Origin of the sequence: Paenibacillus sp. CFBP 13594, from assembly GCF_014842675.1 — a bacterium.
Taxonomy (GTDB): Bacteria; Bacillota; Bacilli; order Paenibacillales; family Paenibacillaceae; genus Paenibacillus; species Paenibacillus amylolyticus_B.
The window spans coordinates 625856-648409 of the sequence record NZ_JACYVQ010000003.1; the positions used below are offsets into that span (position 1 = coordinate 625856).

Sequence of the window (22554 nt, forward strand, 5' to 3'; positions counted from 1 at the left end):
CATGTCCGCTTTACTCAAGACTGGCAGTCTGAAAATGAGGATTATCTGGGCGGTTGTACTGATCATGATGTGTCTTGCTCCACTAATCTCCACGGAGTTTCGTCTGAGTCTGTTAGCCAAGTTTTTGGCGCTGGCAATCCTGGCCATTGGTCTCGATCTGATCTGGGGATATGGGGGTGTGTTGAGTCTTGGGCATGGAGTGTTCTTCGGTCTGGGTGGGTACGCGATGGCGATGTATCTGAAGCTTCAGGCCAGTGGAGCAACGCTCCCTGACTTCATGGGATGGAGTGGCCTCAGTGGTCTGCCATGGTTCTGGGAACCGTTTCGCTCTTTCCCGGTGGCGCTGTTATTGGGGATAGTCCTTCCGGCATTACTTGCCTTTGCGCTGGGATGGTTTACGTTCCGTAACCGGATCACCGGTGTTTATTTTACCATCCTGACTCAAGCCTTGGTTCTTATTACGGTAACACTCTTTGTTGGTAAACAGGAATGGACGGGTGGAACGAATGGCATTACCGGATATAATTCGATCTTTGGTTTTACACTTCATTCCGCTGGAACAACCATTGTTCTCTACTATATAACGCTTGCCGTTCTGGTGATCGCATATGTGCTCTGTCGTCGAATGGTGAACAGTCGTTTCGGCCAAGTGCTCGAAGCTGCGCGGGATGGAGAGAATCGGGTGCGATTCCTCGGATATGATCCGGCAGGATATAAAACGCTGGCTTTTGCTTTTTCCGGTGCGCTTGCAGGCATCGCGGGCATGTTTTTTGTTCTTCAGGTGGGTATTATCTCGCCATCGATGATGGGGATTGTGCCCTCCATTGAGATGGTCCTGTGGGTTGCGCTGGGTGGTCGCGGTACGCTTATTGGAGCGGTCATCGGAGCGGTGGTGCTGAATGCAGCCAAAACAGGCATAAGTGAGGCTTATCCCGAAGGGTGGCTGTTTGTCATTGGTGGGCTCTTTGTAACGGTAGTTTTGTTCATGCCAAACGGAATTGTAGGTGTGTATCGTCATGTCGTTCGCTTGCTGAAGCGGAGAGGAGAGAGTGCGCATGTCCAAGTCACTCGGGAAAAACCTAAAGTCTACTGAGGAATCAGCGGTGTTGGTAGCCGAGGATATTACGGTCGCCTTTGGTGGGTTCGTTGCGGTCAAAGGAATGAATCTGAAGCTGCATGAACATGACCTGCATTTTCTGATCGGACCCAATGGTGCTGGGAAAACAACGATGCTGGATGTGATATGCGGCAAAACAAAACCCATGTCCGGCTCGGTGAAGATGGCGGATGGCACGGAATTAACACGACTGAAGGAGCACCAGATTGTTCGCAAAGGTGTGGGACGCAAATTCCAGGCGCCATCGATCTTTGCAGGTCTGACGGTGCAGGAGAATCTGACGCTGGCGGCGGAGACTCGCCGTTCCCCTTTGCAAGCCATCGGTATTCGTCGATATGGGAAAATGAGTGCTGCCATGGAGCATGTTACCCTCCAGATTGGTCTGCAAGATCGCGTTGATGCTCGTGCAGGAGCGTTATCACATGGGGAGAAGCAGTGGCTGGAGATCGGCATGCTGCTTCTCCAGGAGCCACGTGTGTTGTTGCTGGACGAACCAGCCGCAGGCATGACGGATGAAGAAACGCACAAGACCGGGCGACTTCTGCAAGAGATTGCGCGTGAACGCTCGGTTGTGGTGGTGGAGCATGATATGGAGTTTGTGCGAGAGTTCGCAGCCAAGGTAACGGTGATGCATGAAGGGAAACTGCTGAAGGAAGGTACGATGGCGGAGGTACAGGCAGATCCGAAAGTGGCCGAAGTGTATCTGGGCAAAAGGAGGGATGACCATGTTGTCGCTGCAACGAATTGAATCCGGCTACGGGGAAAGCAATGTGCTTCGTGGTGTGAACCTGGATGTACAGCCTGGACAGGTGGTGTGTCTGATGGGCCGTAACGGTGTAGGGAAAACAACGTTGATGAAAACATTAATGGGGTTGCTCAAAACACGCAAGGGCAGTATTCAGTGGCAAAATCAGGAGTTATCCACTTTGGACACAGCCAAGCGGGCAAGGGCAGGGATCGGTTATGTACCGCAGGGGCGGGAAATTTTCCCGCAGCTTACGGTGAAAGAAAACTTATTGCTCGGTCTGGAGACAAGTGCGCCGGGAGTAAAAACGTTCCCGGAGGATGTACTGGCGATGTTTCCAGTGCTTGCGACGATGTATGGACGGCAGGGCGGGGATCTGAGTGGTGGACAGCAGCAACAGTTGGCATTCGCCCGGGCATTGGCTTCGCGTCCGGGGTTGTTGCTACTTGATGAGCCGACAGAAGGCATCCAGCCTTCTATCGTGGAGGACATTCGGCAGGTTATTTTGCAGCTCAAGGCAAAGGGGAACCTCTCTGTTCTGCTGGTAGAGCAGAGTATCGATTTTGTACGAAGTGCCGCAGATTACATCTATATCATGGACAAAGGAACGATAACCTTGCACGGGACACCGCAAGAACTGGATATGTCGCAGTTTGAACATCATCTCTCCGTATAGTTGTAGTTAGTCGGCGAGTGGAGAAAGGTTTCAGGAACGCTTGTCCAGGATATTCGAGTATTTGGGATATAACCGCCGGATGCATTCCGGACAGATGTCATGGGTGAATTCGGCGTGGGTATGCTTCTCCAGATAACTCTCAACGGAGTTCCAGTGTTCCTCTTCGTCCTTGATTTGTTTGCAGACGGCGCAAATAGGCAGCAGTCCGCGCAATGTGCGCACTTCAGACAATGCCTTCTTCAATTGGTGTTCTGTCTTTCTCTGTTCGGTAATATCCATGTGTGCAATCAAAGCGAGATCGGTATCCAGAATTGAATTTGCATAAGATAGAGGGGTGAGTTCTACACGAAACCACCTCTTTTCATTGTATACAGTATATACGCAGATGTCATATGTATGATTTCGATTAAAGGGTATTCCGCGTTCTTTCAAATTCTGTGCGACAAGTGCCATGTTAGCGTTCTTGCCCCGTTTTGCCCAGGCTTCCGTCAGATGCAGGTAATGTCTATAACTACTGTGTATATCCGGGTTTGGTGAGCATTGACCAAGTCCCTGTTGCCAGGCACGGTTACAACTTTGGATAATCCAATTGTCATCAACGATGATGAGCTGGTGACGTATGGACTGGAACGACAGCCTCTCCAGATCGGATGTAACATGTCTCATGGATGAGACCCTCCTTTGGCAGAAATCTTATCTCAGTTCATCTGGAATATCCAAAATATCAGCGACCAGGTGCCTGAATCGGGTTGCTTTGCGTGTGCCGTGAATAAGATTGGATAAACGATAGGGTGGGATGCCATGCTGTTCACAAAAGGTCTTCTGGTCCACTTGAAGTTCGGTTAGCCGTCGTTTGATGGCCCATCCGAACGGAGTAACTGGTTTTTTCTTGTTCAAAAGGGTTCACCCCTGGTTAGAATGTAGTATTCAGCCGCCCTTTCATCATGTAGAATATATAGAAATGCGAGCTGTATGTTTCATTATATACGTAAATTCGTCATCTAACAATTAAAAAAGACGGAAAAAAGTGTATTTTGTGATGATAAATGGCGTAAATACGTAAATAAAACAAATAAAATGACAAAAAACACGTCGGCAAGGAGGTTGCCGCGTGTTTTTTAGTTTGTCTGAATGAAGGGGAGCAGGTATGAGGAGGAAGAGGATTAGGCCCTGTAGGCATGAAGTCCAGCTCCAAGCATATGGAAACTGGGGAAAAACGATTTCATGGACATCGAGGTTGGCTGTGCCAGTCCATCCGCAGCCGAGGCGCTGACGGTCTTCCATTCATTCTCCAGATCTGTGGCCAGGCGGACCATCAGATCCTTGGTTGTATCGTTGTTCAGGGGAATGACTTTGGAGGCTTCGGTTATGCAGGCATTCATGGCTGAATGCAGGTAACCAAGGACCGCCTCCTCGACCGGGATGTCGAGGTGGTGGTTAATCCAGGCGTGAACAGTGGAGAGGCAGCCAACCGAATCGTATTTGGCAAAGATCTGTTCGAGCTGGCTGAATTCAATCCAGGGGTGCAGAGCACGTGCAAGTCTGATCAATCGTTTACCCATGGCGGCAGCTTGTTCTCTGAGATCTCCAGGGGTTCGCTGAACATGGACGAGCTTGTCGATTAGAGCTATCCGCCATGTATCCTTGTGATCTGCTGCGGTATAGATGCCTTTGATGGCCATACCTTCAAGACGAACGATGCTGGGATGCAACTGACAACGCATGAATGATTCGAGATCTTCAGCATTACGAATGGTACCCTCCCTGATATGGATATCCATGCCGAAGGAATGGGTGAACCCTCCAACCTGAATAGAGGAATCAAGCAGGTTGACATAATCGAGCAGCTTATTCCCACGGTTCACAATCATTCGCCTCCTGTGTTCGTTAAATGTCACTTATAGTGACATTTATAATCCTTTTTGTTTGCTTTATGTTTATAAATCCGAATTATATGATAGTTATCTTCCCATAAATGTCCGCTTTTTGTCAATGGTATCCGTGAAATTTAATGGATTAAATCTTAAATTTAATATTTGTGTTATTTTATATAACTTAATGTGTTATTTATGTGGTGGAGTGCAGGGAGAACTATTATAGAAGGAAGGACTATATATAAATGAATCAACAAGATCGGCTCTTACCGAAAAAGAGGAGATCAAATCTAATAATATGCAGTTCATGGGTAAAGATGACGAGATTATGCGATTTTTGATGAAAATGCCTAGCTGAAAAAGTAGTATTAAAAAATACTTTACTTTTAGTTCTGAACCCGGTATAATCAATTCTGTTGCCGATTATTTACGACATGCGGTCGTGGTGGAATGGCAGACACGCTATCTTGAGGGGGTAGTGGGCGTATGCCCGTGGAGGTTCGAGTCCTCTCGACCGCATCATATGAACGATGAAGAAGAAGCTTTCCGTTATTGGAAAGCTTCTTTTTTTGTCTTTTTCGAACAGTATGACATCTGGGTTGAGAAAAAAAGCCATCCATTACCGGGGCAATGGTGCTCTACCTTACGGCTACGGGTGGCCTGTGTATTATTTTTGAAGTAAGTTCTTGATATCTTCTTCAATCTTGTCCGGTGTTGTTTTGGGAGCATAACGTTTCAGTACCTGTCCGTTCTGATCCACAAGGAATTTGGTGAAGTTCCATTTGATTGCTTTGGAGCCGAGCAGGCCAGGAGCTTCTGTGCTAAGGTGTTGGAAAAGAGGGTGAGCGCTTGAGCCGTTCACATCAATTTTCTCAAACATTGGGAAGCTTACGCCATAATTCATCTGACAGAACTCGGCAATATCGTCGGAAGATCCTTTTTCCTGTGCAAACTGGTTGCTTGGGAAACCAAGAACTTCAAATGGAGCATCTTGAAACTTGTCTTGCAGTTCTTGCAGACCTTTGAATTGAGGAGTAAGGCCGCATGAGCTTGCCGTATTCACAATCAGGAGCACTTTGTCACGGTAGTCGGACATTTCAACTTCTTGACCGCGAAGGGTATTCACTTTGTAATCGTAGACTGTCATCTAAATCGCCTCCATTTATTTACTCTTATATCTTCTATTATATTGGCTACAATTAAATATTGCAAAACTAATGTGGTGTTAATAGCATCAAAACAGGCAAGTTGTGCAGAATACGTGAATGAATTGCGAAGTGATTTTCGTCAGAGTGAGAATTAGATAGCCTTGAAGAGGTGGATAGAGTATAACCTTATTGTAAGCGTTATTATAAACGAGTATTGGCAAAAATCTGCCGATTTGGTGATCTGTAAGGACTTTACACCGTCATGGCGGGGGTGTATGATTCATAACGTAATTTCAATTTAAACTAAATTGTACTTGAAAAACGAAACAAACGATAATATCGCTCGATCTTACCTTAAGATATACGAACGATGTTTTAATCGCTGAGTTTCCATTCATTGATGAATGGGAAACGGGGGAACCAACGGAATGCGCTGTCCAGGACAGTGGGCATTCATGGGGTGAATTTTCCGGTGACAGCCGGAAATAGGGCGACTCTCGCGCCCGAATCCGTCAGCTAACCTCGTAAGCGTTAAAGGGAGAGGCAACAAGCCGTACGCTGGTTCATGGTGTTTTCGCCATGGGTTATTTAAGAAGCGTTCGGGAGGCCTTGGTCCCCCACGCTTCTTTTTTGTTGTCTTTTCACGCCAAGGGAGGAACGAATGATGGATACTGAGATGATTTTAGTGACTGCTCCAAATGAAGCAGGACGCAAATTTATTAAATTGCTGATGTACAAAAAAATGCCGTTTGCCGTTCTAACCAACAGTGCAGGGGAAGAGCGCAGACTCCGTAGAATCGGAGTAGAACATGTCATTCGCATGAATACAGCTGCAGCTCAAAAATGGTTTTTGCCGCAGGGCAGCGTAGGTAACGTGTTTATTTTCGAGAACAGCCTGAATCTGACCTGTCGTTATTTACAGATCTGTCGTTCATGGACTTCGAAATCCCTGTGCGTGATTACGGAGCAGAGTCATCCTAAGGGCATCTATCGGGGCATGGGCGCAGACCGGATTGTATATTCGCTCAATGGGGAAGTTGGCTTTCTCCTCAATGGTTAATGCCATAGCTTGTGATTGCTCAGGTGTAAGGTGCCTGTTATAATTGAATGTATCGATAAACGGAAGTTTGAGGAGACTCATGCGTGATGGTGAGTCTTCTTTTTTATGCTTACAAGGAGGAATTGGTGTGCCGGATGTAGGTGGATTGAAATGGTTGTTTTTTGATGTTGGAGATACGCTGGTGGATGAATGGGAGCCGGTTGATGATATTATCGGACAGTTCGTCCGTGAAGCTTGTGCTTTGGGGTATCCGGTGACAATTGAGGCGGTACGCGAACTGTTTGCGAACTGTTACCGAAAATATGAGCAATGGCCTATGAGAGTGGCGATTCGCACATTCGTTGAAGACGAGGGACACCAAAAACAGATTCAGGACAAGCTGAAATTTCAAAAAGATCTTGAACATCCTTTTCCTTCAGCGGATTCCGTTCTTCAGCAGTTGTCACGGTATTATCGCATTGGCATTATTGCCAATCAGAGTCCTGGAACGGAAGAGAGACTGGAGAGCTACGGCTTGCGGAAGTATGTTGATGTTCTGGCGTGTTCGGCTGAAGAAGGAGTGTCCAAGCCAGACCCTGAGTTATACGCTGTGGCCTTGAAGCAGGCTGGTTGTGAACCGGAGGAAGCCGTCATGATCGGTGATCGGATTGATAACGACATTATACCTGCTCGGAAGCTGGGCATGCGTACGATTCGAATTATGCAGGGTTACGGAAGATTCCAGCCAGAACTATCGGATGACAAACGTGCGGATTGGACTGTGGATTCATTGGATCAACTCCTGCCGTTACTGATGCCAAATCAGAATTAGATTCAGATGGTTATTTATTGGAGTATGAGTTTTATTATAAAAGGAAACATGTTGCTGTATTGCAACAATAAAGGCTGATCAACTTGGGTATAGAATACCGGAGTTGATCAGCCTTTTTAGGATTTAGTCGATAAGAACGAGATTAGAATAACCGAATCGTCTGAATGATCAGATATACATTCAGCACAACGATAATCGCGGCAATGACCCATGAGATGATTTTGAGCCACAATTTGTTGGCGAATGCACCCATGCTTTTTTTATCACTTGTGAACAACACCAGGGGAATCACAGCAAAGGGCAGTTGAAGCGACAGCACGACCTGGCTCAAAATGAGCAGTTCTTCTGTGCCATGTTCTCCTGCAATGGCTGTCACAATTACCGCCGGGATGATGGCGATCAGACGTGTGACCAGTCTGCGCAGCCAAGCCGGAATTCGAATGTTCAGGAAACCTTCCATAACGATCTGCCCAGCGAGTGTACCTGTAAGGGTAGAGTTCTGACCTGATGCTAGCAGCGCCACACCGAACAGAATACTTGCAACCGTAGTACCCAATAGAGGTGTCAGCAGATGATAGGCATCTGCGATCTCGGCAACCTGCGTCATACCAGCACTGTGGAATACAGCAGCAGATACAATCAGGATGGCCGCATTGATGAACAAAGCCAGTGTCAACGCGATTGTAGAATCCATGGTCGAGTACCGAATAGCTTCTTTTTTGCCCTGTGGGGTCTGTTCGATCTGACGGGTCTGCACAATGGAAGAATGCAGATACAGATTATGCGGCATCACAGTTGCTCCAATAATACCAATAGCGATATAGAGCATGGCCGGGTTTTGCAAAATCTCAACATTTGGTACAAAACCATGGAGAACACCGCCCATATCGGGTTTCGCCAGGAAGAGGTCAATCCCGAAGCAGAGGGCAATGGTCGCCATTAGCAGAATGACGAGTGTTTCCAAAGCGCGGAAACCTTTGTTTTGCAGTACAAGAATCAGGAGTACATCAACTGCGGTGATAATAACGCCATATAACATGGGGATGTTAAATAACAGCTTTAATGCGATAGCAGAACCTATGACCTCAGCCAGATCGGTAGCTGCAATGGCGAGTTCACACAGAATCCATAACATCACGACAACAGGCATGCTGAATCGTTCACGACAGGCTTGAGCCAGATCCCGTCCAGTGACGATACCGAGTTTGCCAGCCAGCGACTGAAGGACAACGGCCATCAGGTTCGATAACAGGATAACGGATAACAAGGTGTACCCGAACTGCGAGCCGCCTGCGATATCTGTTGCCCAGTTCCCGGGGTCCATGTAACCTACGGCAACGAGGTATCCTGGGCCTACAAAGGCGAGGAATTTCTTCCACCATGACGCATTCTGCGGAACTTTCATGGAACTATGTGCTTCTCCAAGGGAAGGGGCCATGCCCGCAGTAGACAATGATTCTCTTGAAGGAGCGTTGAACGGATTTTTTTTACTCATACGATAATCACCTGACTTTGAATTATTGATTTGGAAATATTGTTGCGGAAAAATCGCTCATGATATATCTAAATTTTTATGTTTATTGTTACATTGTACTCCTTCAAATATTTTTGTCTAGTGCAACTTTTATGTATTAACACAAAATTTTCGGTTCTAATTTGAAGACCCCCTTCGTATATTACCCAACCTTAGGAAAATACAGCATGGCGTTGAAATGCATGAAAATAATAAAGTTGTAAAAGCTGATAAAGATACAAAATTGCGTTTCAAAATGAGCCAGAAGTTTAAATTGAAAGGAAGGCAGTAAAAACTATATGGATAAGGGAGAGATTCTTAATGGAAGCTTTATATACAGCAGTAGCGACAGTTAAAGGTGGACGTACAGGTTCTGTGACTTCTTCGGATGGAGTGCTTAAGCATGATCTGAAAATGCCAAAAGAGCTTGGTGGCTCCGGTGGTGAAGGTACTAACCCTGAGCAGCTTTTTGCCGCAGGATATGGAGCATGTTATGAAAGTGCCCTTGCCAATGTAGCACGCAAAGCAGGTGTGAAATTGGAGGATGTGGTCGTTACAAGTAACGTATCCATTGGTAAAGACCCTGCGGATGACGGTTTCCAGCTGTCTGTTCGTCTGGACGTTAGCATGCCTGGTGTAGATCACAGTCAAGCAGAGGAACTGGCCCGCAAGGCGCATGATTTCTGTCCATATTCCAAAGCAACACGTGGCAACATTGATGTTGTTTTAAACGTAGTCTAAGATTTGACTCCCGGCAAGTAAAGGGAACATATAGAGCAGGGTATCCCAGATACCTGATGTTCGACTACAAAGCCCTGCTGGCAATCGGCAGGGTTTTGTGTTGATTATAATATATGGACATGATGCAGGAGATTAGATGCCAGATCGCGTACTATTTTACATAATTGCACTCCCACTTCATGCTACACATTCCATAAAGGGGGAACGAAGATGAGTATTGAAGAGATGATCGAGCGGCGATTTGTGTGTACAAAATGCAGGGGCACGGATTGTAACATTAAGGAAGTTTCCATGTCAGGAGCAGGCCTGAGCAAGATGTTCGATATCCAGCATAACCACTACCTGTTCGTGGCTTGTGCTTCCTGCGGGTATGTTGAAGTATTTGATCCGGATGTCTTGAAAGGGAAAAAACAGGGGCAGGTTGGGACTATTCTGGATATTCTGTTTGGCGGGTAGACATGCGCGAGTTGACATTGAACTGAAATTTCTTTAATATAACTTAGTACTGAGTAGTGTCATTGCATGAACCAAATTTGAATTAAACAGGTGATATCCATGTCTTATAGACCGCGTATTGCAGATTTAGAATTAGCTTATGGTAACAAGGAAGACGGATTGTATGAATTCAAAATGAATTTGGTAGACGGTACAAAATGCCGTGTATTCTACACCCGTTCCCCGGAATGGAAGATGACCAATATCAGCCGTCTGCAGAAAACCCCTTGTCCAGTATGTCGCAAAGATTTCATTTGCAAATGTATGGACCAGTGGGCAAGTGACCTGCATCAACAGATGATCGATGACCAATGGATGGAAAAGGCAGTTACGGAGTAATTGTCGGACAGATACGAGCGTGGGCACAATGCCTGCGCTCTTTTTCTTTTACTTCCTATTAATGCTTGTTCAAAAAGAGCGGTTTTCAGTCTTTTTGAACTACCTCTAGAAGAAATAAATTTAGAATAAGTGAACAAGAAGGCCCAGATTGGGTAAGTTACTCTAACCGCAACAATAGGAGGCAGCCAATATGACAGCAAATCAAACAGATGTGCATCAGGGACATCCGATCGTACTGGTGGATGGTGTCTGTCACTTCTGCCAGGGCTTAACCAAATGGATTATCAAGCGTGACCCGGAAGGGAAATATCATTTTGCATCGCTTCAATCGGATATAGCCAAGGAACTGCTGGCGAAGGGCAATTTGTCGACAGACAGTATGGATACCTTTGTGCTGATTGAAAATGGAAAATACTATACACGTTCAACCGCCGCACTGCGATTGGCTAAGGGTCTGAAGTTTCCTTATCCGTTGTTATATGTGTTCATCATCATACCGAAATTTATTCGTAATGCAGTCTATAACTGGGTTGCTCGCAACCGTTATCGCTGGTTTGGCAAGGATGAAGCGTGCATGTTGCCTACACCGGAGATCAAAGATCGATTTTTGTGAGTGTGATTAATAACGGGAATAATTGGGTAATGACTACAGATCATATCTATTTTGGGAGGACAACAACTTGAAGAAGTGGACTACATTATTTATCGGGGCATTATTAGCAGTGAGCTTGGCAGCATGCGGTAACGATACAGATAATACGGCAACGCCGCCAGCGACTAACAACGAAACATCCAACGAGGGCAATACACCTGCAGAGCAGGCAACAAAGATCCCTACCTTGGATGAATTGATTACCAAAACGAATGAAGCAACCAAAGAAATGAAAAGCTTCACAACTGAAGCAAACATTGATCAGAATCTGAAACTGGATGCTGGTGAACAGTCCCAGGATCAACAGGTTAAAACATCGCTCAAGATGGATATCATCAAAGATCCAATGATGATCTATCAAGAGATGAAAATGGAAATGTCGGGACAGGAAGCTCAGAACGTGAAGCAGTATATCACTTCGGATAAAATCTACTCTCAAGTTGGGGATCAATGGGTTGCGATTCCTGAAGCTCAAACCAAGGAACTGATTGAGCAGATGAAAGCAAGCATGAATCCCGAAGGTGAATTGGAGCAATTCAAAAAGATTGAAGAAGATACTGAAGTGACCGAAGAAGGCGACAATTATGTGATTAACGCTGACGTATCCGGTGATAATGTGAAGGAACTGGCCAAAGCCGTGATGGAGCAGAACGGATCGGATGCCCAGATGCAAGCCATGCTTGATCAGATGAATATTACCAGCATGAAGATGAAGTATATGATCAACAAAGAAACCTACCTGCCTGCAAGTACGGACGTAACCATGGTCATGGAGATGGAACAGAATGGACAGAAAATGACGATGGACATGAAGATGAACAGTACATTTTCTAACCAGGATAAAGTGGAAGAGATCAAGATTCCACAAGAAGCATTGGATAGCGCTAAATAAAACAGGCACCTCTGAACTGAATCTGTGTGAGCCGAGAGGTTTTACCAGATTAGAATCAGGGGTGTTTTTCTGTTTAGCGGAGATTATGGTCAGGGTTGAAAGTGTTATAGTATAGTCATATTGAAGTAGAGAAGGGAGATAAAAGATGATTGAATATGCACACATCCACCATGTTAGTCTGGCAGTACGTGATCTGGAAATCGCGAAGAAATTCTATTCGGGGTTACTGGGAATGCAGGAGATTGAACGTCCGCCTTTCCGCTCCACAGGTACATGGTATGCCATCGGTAGCCAGCAGCTTCATCTGTTACAGCACCCGGAGGGACACACGTTACGTGAGGCTGGGATTGACACAACAGACGGCCACTTTGCAATCTGGGTCACCAGTTATTCAGGGACTATAGCTTGGTTGGAGCAGCAGGGAATTGAGTATGAAGCGAGACCTGACAGTGTAGCGGGATTCGCACAGATTTTTGTACTTGATCCGGACCGTAACATTATTGAGTTCGATTCACCTTACAACTCGTAAGGGAAAAAGGGTTAGAATAAATCCCTTGCTCCCCCAGAAATTGTATGTTATATTATCCATACATTCATAGCACGTGACGGAAGCACCGTCCATATACTGCATATTCATGCGGTTATTGGACGGTGTTTTTTTGTGCTTTTTGACAGGGAGGGAAGGGGGATTTGATTGAACTGAAGGTTGTTCTGGTTTCAAAGGATAGAGATTACATTAGCGCCTGGCTTGATTATGTACAGGGAAATTCGTCTGGTCTCCATGTGCGTTTCATGGCATTCTCCCAAGGAGATTCATTTAAGGATCACATGAATGAGCAAGAAGGTCGAGAATTACCGGATCTGGTTATTGCGGAACCGGAGTTTCTGAATGACTGGCTGAATAACGGGGGAGAAGTATCGGGTGTACCTTGGCTAATGCTTAGTGAAGGGATGGAAGAGGTAGATGAGGCCAAACGGCTGATGAAATATCAACCCTTGCCTGCTTTGCTGGATGCTGTGATGCATGCTTGCCGGCAGCCACGCCGTAAGAAGGTTCACCATCCGGGGCAAGAGACTCTCTCCATCGGTGTAGTATCCGCTTCGGGTGGAAGTGGCAAAACGGCAGTGGCCCTGCATATGGCGAAGCAATTGGGACTTGCAGGATATGCTGTTCTCTATCTGAATTTGGAGACACTGGACAGTACGCACCCGTTTCTGGAAAAGGGACTAACAAGAAGTGGGCAACGTCACCCGGATGCGGAGACGGGATTGTCACGCCTGTTATACGATCTGAAGGTAGGAAGAAAGGAATCCGGCAAGCAGTTACAGGTGCAATCGAAGGGCGTAGATGGATATGTGGTCCGGCATGAAGCGCTGAAATCCGATGTGTTCTGGCCATTATCGAATCGGAAAGAACTGTTACAAATGACTCGTGAGGATACGTCGAATCTGCTTCGTTATTTAACGGATTGTGGACAGTATGACGTGTTGATTCTGGATGGGGATTCCGGTTGGGATGGGCGCAGTGAAGGGGTGCTGGATGCAGCAGATGCATTTGTCTGGTTGGTTGAGGATGATATATCTGCCATGCATCGATGGGGGCAATGGTTGCAGCATGCTGAACGAACGAAGCCAGATTTGTACGAAAGTATGCTGGAGCGTGCACGCTTTGTGGTTAACAAATATCGGGACAATGTCGTCAATGCACTCCCACGCCCTGATCTGCATCTGGATGCAGTGTTGCCCTACATCCCTTCTTGGAAACAACTCAGTCAGGAGGAAGTCATGCTCAGTTCTCCGATCTTCCAACGTGAAGTGAAGAGATTATGTGCCATGCTGGTACAAGATGGCGAAGAAGAATTGAAGCAGACGGGACGAATTCAGAAGCAGGATCGGTGGGCACTATGATGGATTCATCCAATAGATTACTGGATCGTGAAGAACAGTTTCAGATGATGCGCAGGGAAGTCAGGGCTGGCCTCGATTTAACCTCTTCCGCAGGAGATGATGAACTGTGGCAGGGGATAGAACGCAAAGTTCTGTCTGACCCGAAGCTGGATGATCTGACCTCAGGAGAGCGTCACACGCTGGTACAGCGATTGTTTGACTCCTTTCGTGGGTTGGATATTTTGCAGCCACTTGTGGATCATCCCGATATTACGGAGATTATGATCAATAGTCACAAGGAGATTTTTGTGGAGCAGGAAGGTGAAGTCAGCCAGATCACCCTTGAATTTGAGTCCAGGGAACGGCTCGAGGATATTATCCAGATGATTGTGTCCGGGGTAAACCGGATTGTGAATGAGTCTTCTCCAATCGTAGATGCCCGTTTAAAGGATGGTTCGCGGGTCAATATCGTGTTGCCCCCTATTGCCTTGAAAGGTCCCACGATGACGATTCGTAAATTCCCCAGTGAACCGATGAAGATGTCCGATCTGATTGAAAAGGGAGCCCTGCATGAAGAAGCGGCAGAATTATTGCAGCAGTTGGTACGGAGCAAATACAACATCTTCATTGGAGGCGGGACCGGATCGGGAAAAACGACCTTTCTGAACGCATTATCCCAGTTTATCCCTTCCGATGAGCGGATTATTACCATTGAGGATTCGGCTGAGCTACAGATAGTTACGGTACCAAATCTGGTATCACTGGAAACGCGAAATGCCAACACCGAAGGCAAGGGACAGATATCTATTCGGGATCTGATCAAATCTTCCTTACGGATGCGTCCGAACCGGATTGTGATTGGTGAGGTAAGGGGCGCAGAAGCGCTGGATATGTTGCATAGTACGTCTATAAAAGTGGGTATGAGTAATGAGAGGAGCAATGGAAATGAAGAAAATGCTTGATACAACAGGAGATTTCGAACGATATATGAATTTTAAACGTCCTATAGTTGTATTGTTTAATGGTGAGAAAGAAGAGGGGGTAATTGTATCTCACAATGAGTATGCGGTTAAAGTGAACGGGAATTATTATGTAAGGGATTCGTGTGAGTTTTGGTCAAAGTAGAAAGTGAGTTCGTATGCATGGTATAATATTCCTATATAAAAAGGGAGGTTTTACATGAGATCATTATCGTTAAAGGACAAACTTATACTTGTTGGTGGCTCTGCATTTCTCATCTTGTTTTACATTGCCTACAAGACAGATTATAGCTATCAAGGTGTGGGTGATCTTATTGGTTACTCATTTGAACATTTAACTGGCTTTATAACATCAGTTCTTGCACCGCTTAAACCACAGATACCAACAATAAACTTCTAGGCAGCCCTCACAAGGCTGTTTTTCTTTTACCCTCTTATGCCCTTGTTCCATCCTATAGCCCCAATACAGCCAATCCAAGCCCCCATGTAATCGTGTCACTGAGTGACATGCCTTTAGTTGTTTCTCACTCGAAATTTTAATGCCTCCCATATTATTTTTACGTAATTGTGATATCATAATATATGTATGGAGGGAGGATACACATGAAATTAGACAGGTCAGATATTGAGAAGTTAATTAACATACAACTTGAAGAAATAAGTGGTTCAAAGAAACTCAAGTATCAATTCAAATATCAACTCATCGAACTTAACATTCCTGTTGATGTGATTGAGCAACTTCTAACCGATGCAGATTACATCATCCAAGTGGATAATGCGATTCTTTACGGAGTATGTGAAGCTTTATTTGCTGTGACGGGAAATGAGGATATAGAACCCGATCAGTTGTTTGGTAAACGTGAGATTAGGGACGCTCAGGGTATCCTTAAATCAATTGTTCCCAAAAGAATGGAATTACCTATTTCATTTTCAAACACTACAAAGATAAAATATGACAGCTACATAACCAAGATTGCGATTGCCGAATTAGTGAAGATGTCTGAAAGCCAACTTATTGTTTACGATTATGAAACTCAACGTGGTGCCAAGTATGAAATGAATCAAGCTGGAGGAATAGTTAAAACTCCAATCGTCAACAAGGCAAGTGTGAAGAGGATTGCATCTAAAATGGCTGAAAATCAATACTTTGAAGATATGATCACCCTAAATGTATATTCTACAGAAGTTGACCCTGTGATGTACCATGAGGAGTCTAATACGCTGACTATAAATAATGGGGCAGTTATATCTATACTGGATGGTTTCCACCGCTTACAGGGAGCTGTATTAGCTCTACAGATGAACCCTAACCTAGACTTGGATATGATACTTTCCATTCGGTCATATGACCACGAGACAGCTCAAAAGTATTTTGGTCAAATTAATACAATTAACGTGTTGAAAAAGGAACGTAGAGAAGAATTAGCACAGGAGCGAATGTCAGACAAGGTAGTCGCCAATCTTCAAAGGAAGTCAGAGATAGGAAAACAGATTGCTTCATCATCAAACGTTAATGATTTGGCTGGAGAATTAACAACTTTTGATATCATGTCGTATTCAATTGATCGGATTTATAAATTCGAAAGACAATTAGACGTTATAAAAACTTCAAATTACCTCAATGATTTCTTTACTTATCTGGTGGGGAGCTATCCAGATGAGTTCTCAAATAACGCAAATAAGCGCGAGAATCGAATTATGAGTCATCCCTTGATGTTTATTGGTTACATTGTACTGTCAAAGTTCATGAAAGATCATGATATAGGTTTAGAGGAAATAGAACAGTATGTGAACAGTATCATTACCGATGTAGATAAACTTGAGTTGCTTTTCAATGCAAAGAAATCACTGACAGGAAACAAGCGTATCAGAAATCAAATAATTGATTACTTTGAATCTAAGCTAGAGGAGAACAACATTGAATAATATATACGAGGATAGTCTATATAATGAATCACAAAAAGAACGTTATTTAGAAACTTTGATTGAGAACAATACAAAGGATGCATATTCCAGAGTGTTGCGAAGAGCTTCAGTCATTGAAAAGCGTTTAGGAATGGACTTATATGACTTCAACCTAGGTGAGATCAAGCAAGTTTTGCTCCTGTTACAGTCTACTAAGCTTGCTACAACGAAAAGTACGGGAAGTATTATACAAAATTATATTCGCTGGGCTATTGAACAGGATTTGCGTAAAGACAATATCAATCCCCTTGATGCAGTCTCATCATCTGCCTTTTACAGTCAATTTGTGGATGATAGTAATCCAACGGTATTCAGTGAAGAGGATATCGGGAATATAGTTGATAGCTGTCTTAATTTTCAGGATAAAGTAGTGGTACAAGCGTTATTTGAAGGAATAATGGGACGTGGAAATAGCGAACTACTGAATATGAAAATGGAACATATAACTCAAATTTCAGATAAGGAATACAAAATCCAACTCTTTAATGAATTAAGTCATGGAGAGATTGAAACAAGAGAAATCCCCATATCAAAATATTTATATGACATATTGAGATTAGCGGATAAAGAAGAGGTTTACACTAAAAACAATGGGATATTGAAGGATGGAATAAAGAAACGCTCCAATCAATTGATTGAGAATGACTATATATTGAGATCGGCAATCAATTCTAGAGTTAAACAGGATATCAACGATCCGTCTCCAACTCATGTGGTCAATCGTAGAGTAGGAAAAATATCAAAGTGGAATAACTTGCCTTTGTTGACTGCTATAAATATTAGAAACAGTGGAATGCTAAAAATGGGAAGAGATTTATATTTGAAATATGGGAAGCTAGAGAGAGAAGAATATTTTATCATTTGTGAGCATTACAATGTGGGGAAACAACCGGATGGATCATATGTCTATTCAAAGTATCGAGTAGGGTTTCTGAATATGGATAATTTACGGTTGATTTACGATATAGATTAGTTTATTAGGGTTGACATTGCGTCAACCTTTTTGCTTTGTCTGTTGTGGGTGTAACATTGATCAATCAACATAATAGTTGAATTTCACATAAACAAAAAAAAGGCTGAGAATTTCAGCCCTTTCCAGAATGTAGTCATTTAGTTTCTAACATATCCAACACCAAGTTCGGTGTCTCGCACTGCAATTAGAGTAACAGTGGATCTAGTTCCGTTTTTCATCCAATAATCAAAATAGTGAGCTAGTTTCCCAGAAGGGGTATACAATGTGAAATCATGTACTTGATTCCAACTTCCATCTGCATTTTGCTCATCTAATATAATTTGAACTTGACCTTTTGTTACTTCAAGCCCATATCTCCCATATTGTACTTTCCCTCCACAGGAATGGCAGTGTCTACCAACTTACTGGGGGTTACAATTGCAGTGTTGGTTTCTGCAAAAACAGATGAGGCACCGAGTAAACTTAAAACAAATACTAGCCCAAGCAATAACATTTTCTTCCTCGTACAAACACATTCTTTATTTGAAATATATTACATAAGTAACATACAACAGTATATAAAATATTACAATTTTTAAAATTTAATCTAAAATTCAATTGTTAATAATTCTGAATTCTCAGATCTTAATTCTCAGATCTTAATTTGAGGTAAGAGTCTGATTTTATTTTAATTTAATTGTATATTGTTAAATTTGGGAAATCATCATATAATTCTTTTGACCTACATAGTGAGCCATACCCACAGCCGATGTGGAATCATAGAGGTGAAAGAATGAACTTTAATCTTAAACGATGCTTTATCATTATTCTGTCGATTATCATATTTTTGCCATCCCACTACGTCGATGCTGCTTCTACTGTCAGTGTTAAAACAAAAGTACTTAGCTATAAAGGACAAAAGTACATCCAACTTACGGGTGGTAACAAAAAAACAACAGATAAGATCAATAAAACACTAAAAACTCACGCATTAACGGCAGCTAAATTAGACACAGATTTAAAGAAACAATCAAAACAAAATTTTTATAAAACATCTCCAAGTACTAAATTCAATAAAAATGAGAGACTATCTATAGTCTATACTGATAGCGCCTTTACAGGCGGCGTTCATGAAATATATTCAACATATACATACAACTTCAATTTAAGTAACGGCAATGTTATTACTTTGGGGGATGTAGCAAAAAGTACAGCCCAAATAAGTAATTTAGTTGTCTCGATAAGTGCAGGTTTAAGTATACAAAAGAGTGCAGGTATTGCAATATATGATGAAAGTATAGACAACTATCCAATTGGCCCCGATTCAACATTTTACTTCTATGATGGTGGTATTGTTGTTCGATTTAGTCCATACGAGGTTGCCCCATTTTCGGAGGGCTTCATAGATGTGAAAGTACCCTATACTGCTCTAAATGCTACTCCCTTCACATCAAGTGAAAATACGCCGATTGTTCCCACTATTCCAGTTACGTCAGGTACTATAGAGTCTAAAATAGACGATGATTTCGAAGGTTATGAAGAAGGGAATTTATATGAACTGGCGAACGGGCAGATCTGGAAACAGGTTGACTATAAATATTCTTACAGATATTCATATCGACCTGATGTATTGATTTACAAAGACGGATCTAGATACTATATGAAAGTTGATGGAATGAAGGACAAAGTACAAGTTGAGAGAATTAAATAATGAAGTATAGGCACGGTTCGCATTGAACTGTGTCTTTTTATTTTATGAAGGGAATAGAAAGACCCAACTCAGTGTGAGTTAGGTGCATGATCTATGTCTGGTACTTCTTCAAATTGAATCAGCTCAGATATATCTGTGATATCTAGTGCAGCAGCTATTTTCTCAAGGAGACCTAAATTGATTTCTTGTCTGCCCGGCTTACAGAGTTGAGATATCCTAGCCTGATTAACTCCAGACATGCTTTCTAATTGTCTTTGAGTAACGTTTCGTTGTTTTAGCACATCTTTAAGTTTAATTTTCAAAACGTGCAACTAAAGATTCCCCCTAAAAAACAGTTGACATGATTCGCGCAAGCGAATAATATGTAGAAGTAAACAATATTCGTTCATGCGAATCAAATTATGAGTATCAAACGTTAACATCTGTATACACATTGTACACCAAATAAGCGCAACATTGTACCGGAACTTGAATTCCGAGTTCGAAAAGCAAATCAAATAAGCAACAATCTACTGTAACTATTATTCATGTAACAACTATAAACTGTGATTGTGGAAAAAATTGCGGGAGGAAACTCATCAGAAGGGAGCGATACAGATGTACAAACACGGCAAGTTAATCAAAGGACAATTATGCGTACGTACACGTTATGGCATGTGGGTAGCATTGAAATCTGTTGCATTCAATTTAACTAACATTCCGCAAAATTTGCAGAATTGAAAGGGGAGAGGATAGATATGAAAACTGGATACGTCAAATCAATTTGGGCAATTGATCAGGTTTTGAATGATTGTAAGATAAGCAAGAAAGCAGGGACTCTTATTGCCAACATTAAAGCTGTCCTAACCACAGAAGAATTACGGTATGATTTCATGATGCGAGTCTCACTTGATCCAACAGAATTGGAAATCAATAGACTTCTATACGACATCCGTAAGGAGCAGCTTGAATTGAATCCAATGTCTGTAGAGTCGTTTATTGATATGTACTTGCTCAATCCAGTGAAGGCGCTTACGTTGTACTTCAAGGAGAATATCGTCCCTTATCAAGTTGAACGTATGAAACAATGGGGAATCAATATAAATGATCTGATTACCGCCAAGCAATATGATAGCAATATCCGCTTTGAACGTGCAGTAATGCAAATGGTTTAAACAAATTATACATAAACAATGTACTGGAACAAGCAACATAGTATTGTAAAAATTCGCGTAACAACGATTTAAGTTAATCTTGTGTATTGTTATCTCTTTGAAAACATCCTGCCAGATGGAGAGAAAACAATACATATGACTCATAGAGTATAGCAAATTCGATGAAATGACACTTTCATTCCCATGTTTATAGAGCTGATTGACGAACATAAGTTGAAACTGTAAACTGATCTTCAAATTTTATGAGGTGCCAAATCGTCACCCCCTCATAAACCGAGGTGTATGCAGACTACATCCCCTTTTATGATGGAGAGAGGAACAGAAAATGATATCTGAAGGATCATTATTCGATGAGATCATGAGCTTGAATAATACGGGAATTCCGTATCGCACAGTGAGGAGTCAGAAGAAGAATAGTAAGAGAAGACAGACGAGTACCATTACAAATGACTTGGATAGTTTGTATAATAACTTGGTTAAAGAGGGCTCAAGATTAAACATAACTGTTGAACGTAGGATGGAGGTACGTAGGGAGTTAACATTGATCAGAAGACAGAAACGAATGAAGATGAAAATTGAATGCTAAGTATGAGGATAGCGCAGAATTGCGCTATCTTTTTTTGTTGTCCGATTCTCCATAAGGACAAAATTGTCCACATTGGATTAGTCCTCTATACAGGATTTTTATTGGGCGGACTCATTTACACTCATGCAGTATACTCTACTTAATCTATTCCAAACTATAATTGAAGCATAAGGTTAATTATGGTAAAATCTAATCACATCCGAAAGCATCGGTAAGGCCGCTACCTCTAGGGGAAGTGGTCTTTCTTTTTTCTTCGGAATAATTATAAGGAGGAGAAATATGAGGAGACTTTTTATTGCATTTACAGCTGTACTATTATTTTTGATTACAGCTTGTGGAGGAAAAACAAACACACTTACTGAGAAGGATATCGAGATTATTAATGTACATACTAATGAAAAAATTAGCCATGGCATGAGTAGAGCAGAAATAGAGAAAATTCTAGGGAAAGGTGAAAAGATTGGTGATGATATGTTTGGTTATGATGAAGGAGTAACTATTATCTACAAAGATGATAAATTAATAGGAATTATGTTAAGTAACAGATCAAAAGGAATCTTCGAAACTGCTCAAGGTGTGAAAATTGGAATGTTAGGGAGTGAAGTATTAGAGCTGTACGGCAGTCAAAATAATATTGATAACGACCCTAGGATGATAGAGTTTGCATATGAAGAAAATAGCGGTAAGTTTTTGAAAGAATATCCTAAATCAGATGAAGAAGCTCAAGCAGTTCAAATATATACATATGATTCTTTTTTAGATGATAATCAATATATTTTTAGTATAAATTTAATCGATTCGACTGCACTTGTGAAAAAATAGAAGTCTTGTTCATTTTGAAATACTTAAATCCTATTGCAAATTTCAAGGAGTCTTAATAATCCACGACCTCTATAAGTCATTCCCAAAGTAGAAATCAGTTCTCATTTACAAAGTGGACAACTACAACTTCTCGCCTACGTAGGCGTAAACCATTATATTCAATCAGACAATAAGGTTAAGTATACTCTGTTCCTTGTTGAAGGATATCAGTTCTCATTGGACAGAATTGACGAACGAGAATTGATTAAGACGGTGTGGGTTGAAAACCACATCAATTTCATAACCACCGAAAATATTCCTATGGCTTAACTCAAAGATATTTCAACTGTGAGCTTTAGATGTAACGATTCGTTACAACCGAATCTAGCCTATTCGAAAATCGGATAGGCTAGAATTTAGCTTGACTATAGAGGGAACGGTATGCAACGAACGGT

Annotated in this window: 25 protein-coding genes, 1 tRNA gene, 1 pseudogene and 1 riboswitch; of the genes and pseudogenes, 21 read left to right on the forward strand and 6 right to left on the reverse strand. The window is 42.6% G+C overall.

Annotated elements, in window-relative coordinates; translation table 11 throughout:
- The first annotated feature begins 1 nt into the window (after position 1).
- Genes urtC through urtE form a run of 3 tightly spaced genes read left to right on the forward strand, consistent with a single transcriptional unit; the run spans position 2 to position 2538 of the window.
- Positions 2–1093 carry an urea ABC transporter permease subunit UrtC gene (gene urtC, locus IFU39_RS13595; protein WP_192133146.1) on the forward strand — a complete coding sequence of 364 codons (1092 nt, stop codon included), beginning with the start codon at positions 2–4 and terminating at the stop codon, positions 1091–1093.
- On the forward strand, positions 1056–1865 hold the full coding sequence (gene urtD / locus IFU39_RS13600) for an urea ABC transporter ATP-binding protein UrtD (protein ID WP_105597715.1): 810 nt from the start codon (positions 1056–1058) through the stop codon (positions 1863–1865). The genes urtC and urtD overlap by 38 nt, the downstream gene beginning before the upstream one ends.
- Positions 1843–2538: an urea ABC transporter ATP-binding subunit UrtE gene (urtE, locus tag IFU39_RS13605; protein ID WP_076209466.1), complete on the forward strand. Its 696-nt coding sequence runs from the start codon at positions 1843–1845 to the stop codon at positions 2536–2538. Before urtD ends, urtE begins: the two co-directional genes overlap by 23 nt.
- Before the next feature lie 30 nt (positions 2539–2568).
- Here urtE and IFU39_RS13610 read toward each other — a convergent pair whose 3' ends face one another.
- From IFU39_RS13610 to IFU39_RS13620, 3 genes are all read right to left on the reverse strand, one after another.
- Complete coding sequence (locus tag IFU39_RS13610; RefSeq protein ID WP_105597716.1) at positions 2569–3204, reverse strand: hypothetical protein; 636 nt, start codon at positions 3202–3204, stop codon at positions 2569–2571.
- 27 nt (positions 3205–3231) lie between these two features.
- Complete coding sequence (locus IFU39_RS13615) at positions 3232–3435, reverse strand: hypothetical protein (protein ID WP_017690011.1); 204 nt, start codon at positions 3433–3435, stop codon at positions 3232–3234.
- A 266-nt stretch (positions 3436–3701) separates the two neighbouring features.
- Complete coding sequence (locus IFU39_RS13620; RefSeq protein ID WP_181155319.1) at positions 3702–4403, reverse strand: urease accessory protein UreF; 702 nt, start codon at positions 4401–4403, stop codon at positions 3702–3704.
- 445 nt (positions 4404–4848) lie between these two features.
- On the opposite strand from IFU39_RS13620, the gene IFU39_RS13625 reads away from it, so the two are divergent.
- Positions 4849–4931 (forward strand) — tRNA-Leu (locus tag IFU39_RS13625).
- A gap of 148 nt (positions 4932–5079) precedes the next feature.
- On the opposite strand, the gene IFU39_RS13630 is transcribed toward IFU39_RS13625, so the two are convergent.
- Entirely contained in the window at positions 5080–5559 is a 480-nt protein-coding gene (locus IFU39_RS13630; protein WP_091015296.1) for a glutathione peroxidase, read from the reverse strand.
- A gap of 371 nt (positions 5560–5930) precedes the next feature.
- Positions 5931–6106: riboswitch (cyclic di-AMP (ydaO/yuaA leader) on the forward strand.
- A 118-nt stretch (positions 6107–6224) separates the two neighbouring features.
- On the opposite strand from IFU39_RS13630, the gene IFU39_RS13635 reads away from it, so the two are divergent.
- Both IFU39_RS13635 and IFU39_RS13640 read left to right on the forward strand, forming a co-directional pair.
- Positions 6225–6620, forward strand: a complete 396-nt coding sequence (locus IFU39_RS13635; RefSeq protein WP_017690008.1) for a hypothetical protein — start codon at positions 6225–6227, stop codon at positions 6618–6620.
- A gap of 127 nt (positions 6621–6747) precedes the next feature.
- Positions 6748–7431: an HAD family hydrolase gene (locus IFU39_RS13640; RefSeq protein ID WP_181155320.1), complete on the forward strand. Its 684-nt coding sequence runs from the start codon at positions 6748–6750 to the stop codon at positions 7429–7431.
- 142 nt (positions 7432–7573) lie between these two features.
- Here IFU39_RS13640 and IFU39_RS13645 read toward each other — a convergent pair whose 3' ends face one another.
- Positions 7574–8869, reverse strand: a complete 1296-nt coding sequence (locus IFU39_RS13645; protein WP_105598425.1) for an Nramp family divalent metal transporter — start codon at positions 8867–8869, stop codon at positions 7574–7576.
- A gap of 396 nt (positions 8870–9265) precedes the next feature.
- Here IFU39_RS13645 and IFU39_RS13650 point away from each other — a divergent pair, with 396 nt between their 5' ends.
- From IFU39_RS13650 to IFU39_RS13710, 13 genes and pseudogenes are all read left to right on the forward strand, one after another.
- The gene (locus IFU39_RS13650; protein WP_036610819.1) at positions 9266–9685 is read left to right on the forward strand and encodes an organic hydroperoxide resistance protein; all 420 of its coding nucleotides are present in this window, start codon (positions 9266–9268) and stop codon (positions 9683–9685) included.
- 210 nt (positions 9686–9895) lie between these two features.
- Complete coding sequence (locus IFU39_RS13655) at positions 9896–10141, forward strand: zinc ribbon domain-containing protein (RefSeq protein ID WP_036610816.1); 246 nt, start codon at positions 9896–9898, stop codon at positions 10139–10141.
- A 99-nt stretch (positions 10142–10240) separates the two neighbouring features.
- The gene (locus IFU39_RS13660; RefSeq protein WP_036610814.1) at positions 10241–10519 is read left to right on the forward strand and encodes a hypothetical protein; all 279 of its coding nucleotides are present in this window, start codon (positions 10241–10243) and stop codon (positions 10517–10519) included.
- Positions 10520–10709: 190 nt separating this feature from the next.
- On the forward strand, positions 10710–11132 hold the full coding sequence (locus IFU39_RS13665; RefSeq protein WP_091015293.1) for a thiol-disulfide oxidoreductase DCC family protein: 423 nt from the start codon (positions 10710–10712) through the stop codon (positions 11130–11132).
- A gap of 67 nt (positions 11133–11199) precedes the next feature.
- A complete protein-coding gene (locus IFU39_RS13670; protein ID WP_091015291.1) occupies positions 11200–12063 on the forward strand; it encodes a DUF6612 family protein in 864 nt (287 codons plus the stop codon).
- A gap of 145 nt (positions 12064–12208) precedes the next feature.
- Positions 12209–12592: a VOC family protein gene (locus IFU39_RS13675; RefSeq protein WP_017690000.1), complete on the forward strand. Its 384-nt coding sequence runs from the start codon at positions 12209–12211 to the stop codon at positions 12590–12592.
- 161 nt (positions 12593–12753) lie between these two features.
- Positions 12754–13971 carry a nucleotide-binding protein gene (locus IFU39_RS13680; protein ID WP_105597719.1) on the forward strand — a complete coding sequence of 406 codons (1218 nt, stop codon included), beginning with the start codon at positions 12754–12756 and terminating at the stop codon, positions 13969–13971.
- Positions 13968–14879 (forward strand): annotated as a pseudogene (locus tag IFU39_RS13685) (CpaF family protein); the annotation flags it as partial. The gene IFU39_RS13680 and the pseudogene IFU39_RS13685, both read left to right, overlap by 4 nt.
- 16 nt (positions 14880–14895) lie before the next feature.
- Positions 14896–15075 carry a hypothetical protein gene (locus tag IFU39_RS13690; protein WP_105408214.1) on the forward strand — a complete coding sequence of 60 codons (180 nt, stop codon included), beginning with the start codon at positions 14896–14898 and terminating at the stop codon, positions 15073–15075.
- Between the two features lie 54 nt (positions 15076–15129).
- Complete coding sequence (locus IFU39_RS13695; RefSeq protein WP_192133148.1) at positions 15130–15330, forward strand: hypothetical protein; 201 nt, start codon at positions 15130–15132, stop codon at positions 15328–15330.
- 203 nt (positions 15331–15533) lie between these two features.
- Positions 15534–16856 (forward strand): DNA sulfur modification protein DndB, encoded by a 1323-nt coding sequence (locus tag IFU39_RS13700; RefSeq protein WP_192133150.1) that lies wholly within the window; start codon positions 15534–15536, stop codon positions 16854–16856.
- Positions 16849–17868, forward strand: a complete 1020-nt coding sequence (locus IFU39_RS13705) for a phage lytic cycle repressor MrpR family protein (protein WP_192133152.1) — start codon at positions 16849–16851, stop codon at positions 17866–17868. Before IFU39_RS13700 ends, IFU39_RS13705 begins: the two co-directional genes overlap by 8 nt.
- A gap of 772 nt (positions 17869–18640) precedes the next feature.
- A complete protein-coding gene (locus tag IFU39_RS13710) occupies positions 18641–19558 on the forward strand; it encodes a DUF3298 and DUF4163 domain-containing protein (protein ID WP_192133154.1) in 918 nt (305 codons plus the stop codon).
- A 68-nt stretch (positions 19559–19626) separates the two neighbouring features.
- On the opposite strand, the gene IFU39_RS13715 is transcribed toward IFU39_RS13710, so the two are convergent.
- Complete coding sequence (locus tag IFU39_RS13715; RefSeq protein WP_192133157.1) at positions 19627–19869, reverse strand: helix-turn-helix domain-containing protein; 243 nt, start codon at positions 19867–19869, stop codon at positions 19627–19629.
- A 426-nt stretch (positions 19870–20295) separates the two neighbouring features.
- Here IFU39_RS13715 and IFU39_RS13720 point away from each other — a divergent pair, with 426 nt between their 5' ends.
- Positions 20296–20712, forward strand: a complete 417-nt coding sequence (locus IFU39_RS13720) for a hypothetical protein (protein ID WP_192133159.1) — start codon at positions 20296–20298, stop codon at positions 20710–20712.
- Positions 20713–21577: 865 nt separating this feature from the next.
- Positions 21578–22120 carry a hypothetical protein gene (locus IFU39_RS13725; RefSeq protein WP_192133161.1) on the forward strand — a complete coding sequence of 181 codons (543 nt, stop codon included), beginning with the start codon at positions 21578–21580 and terminating at the stop codon, positions 22118–22120.
- Positions 22121–22554: the final 434 nt, after the last annotated feature.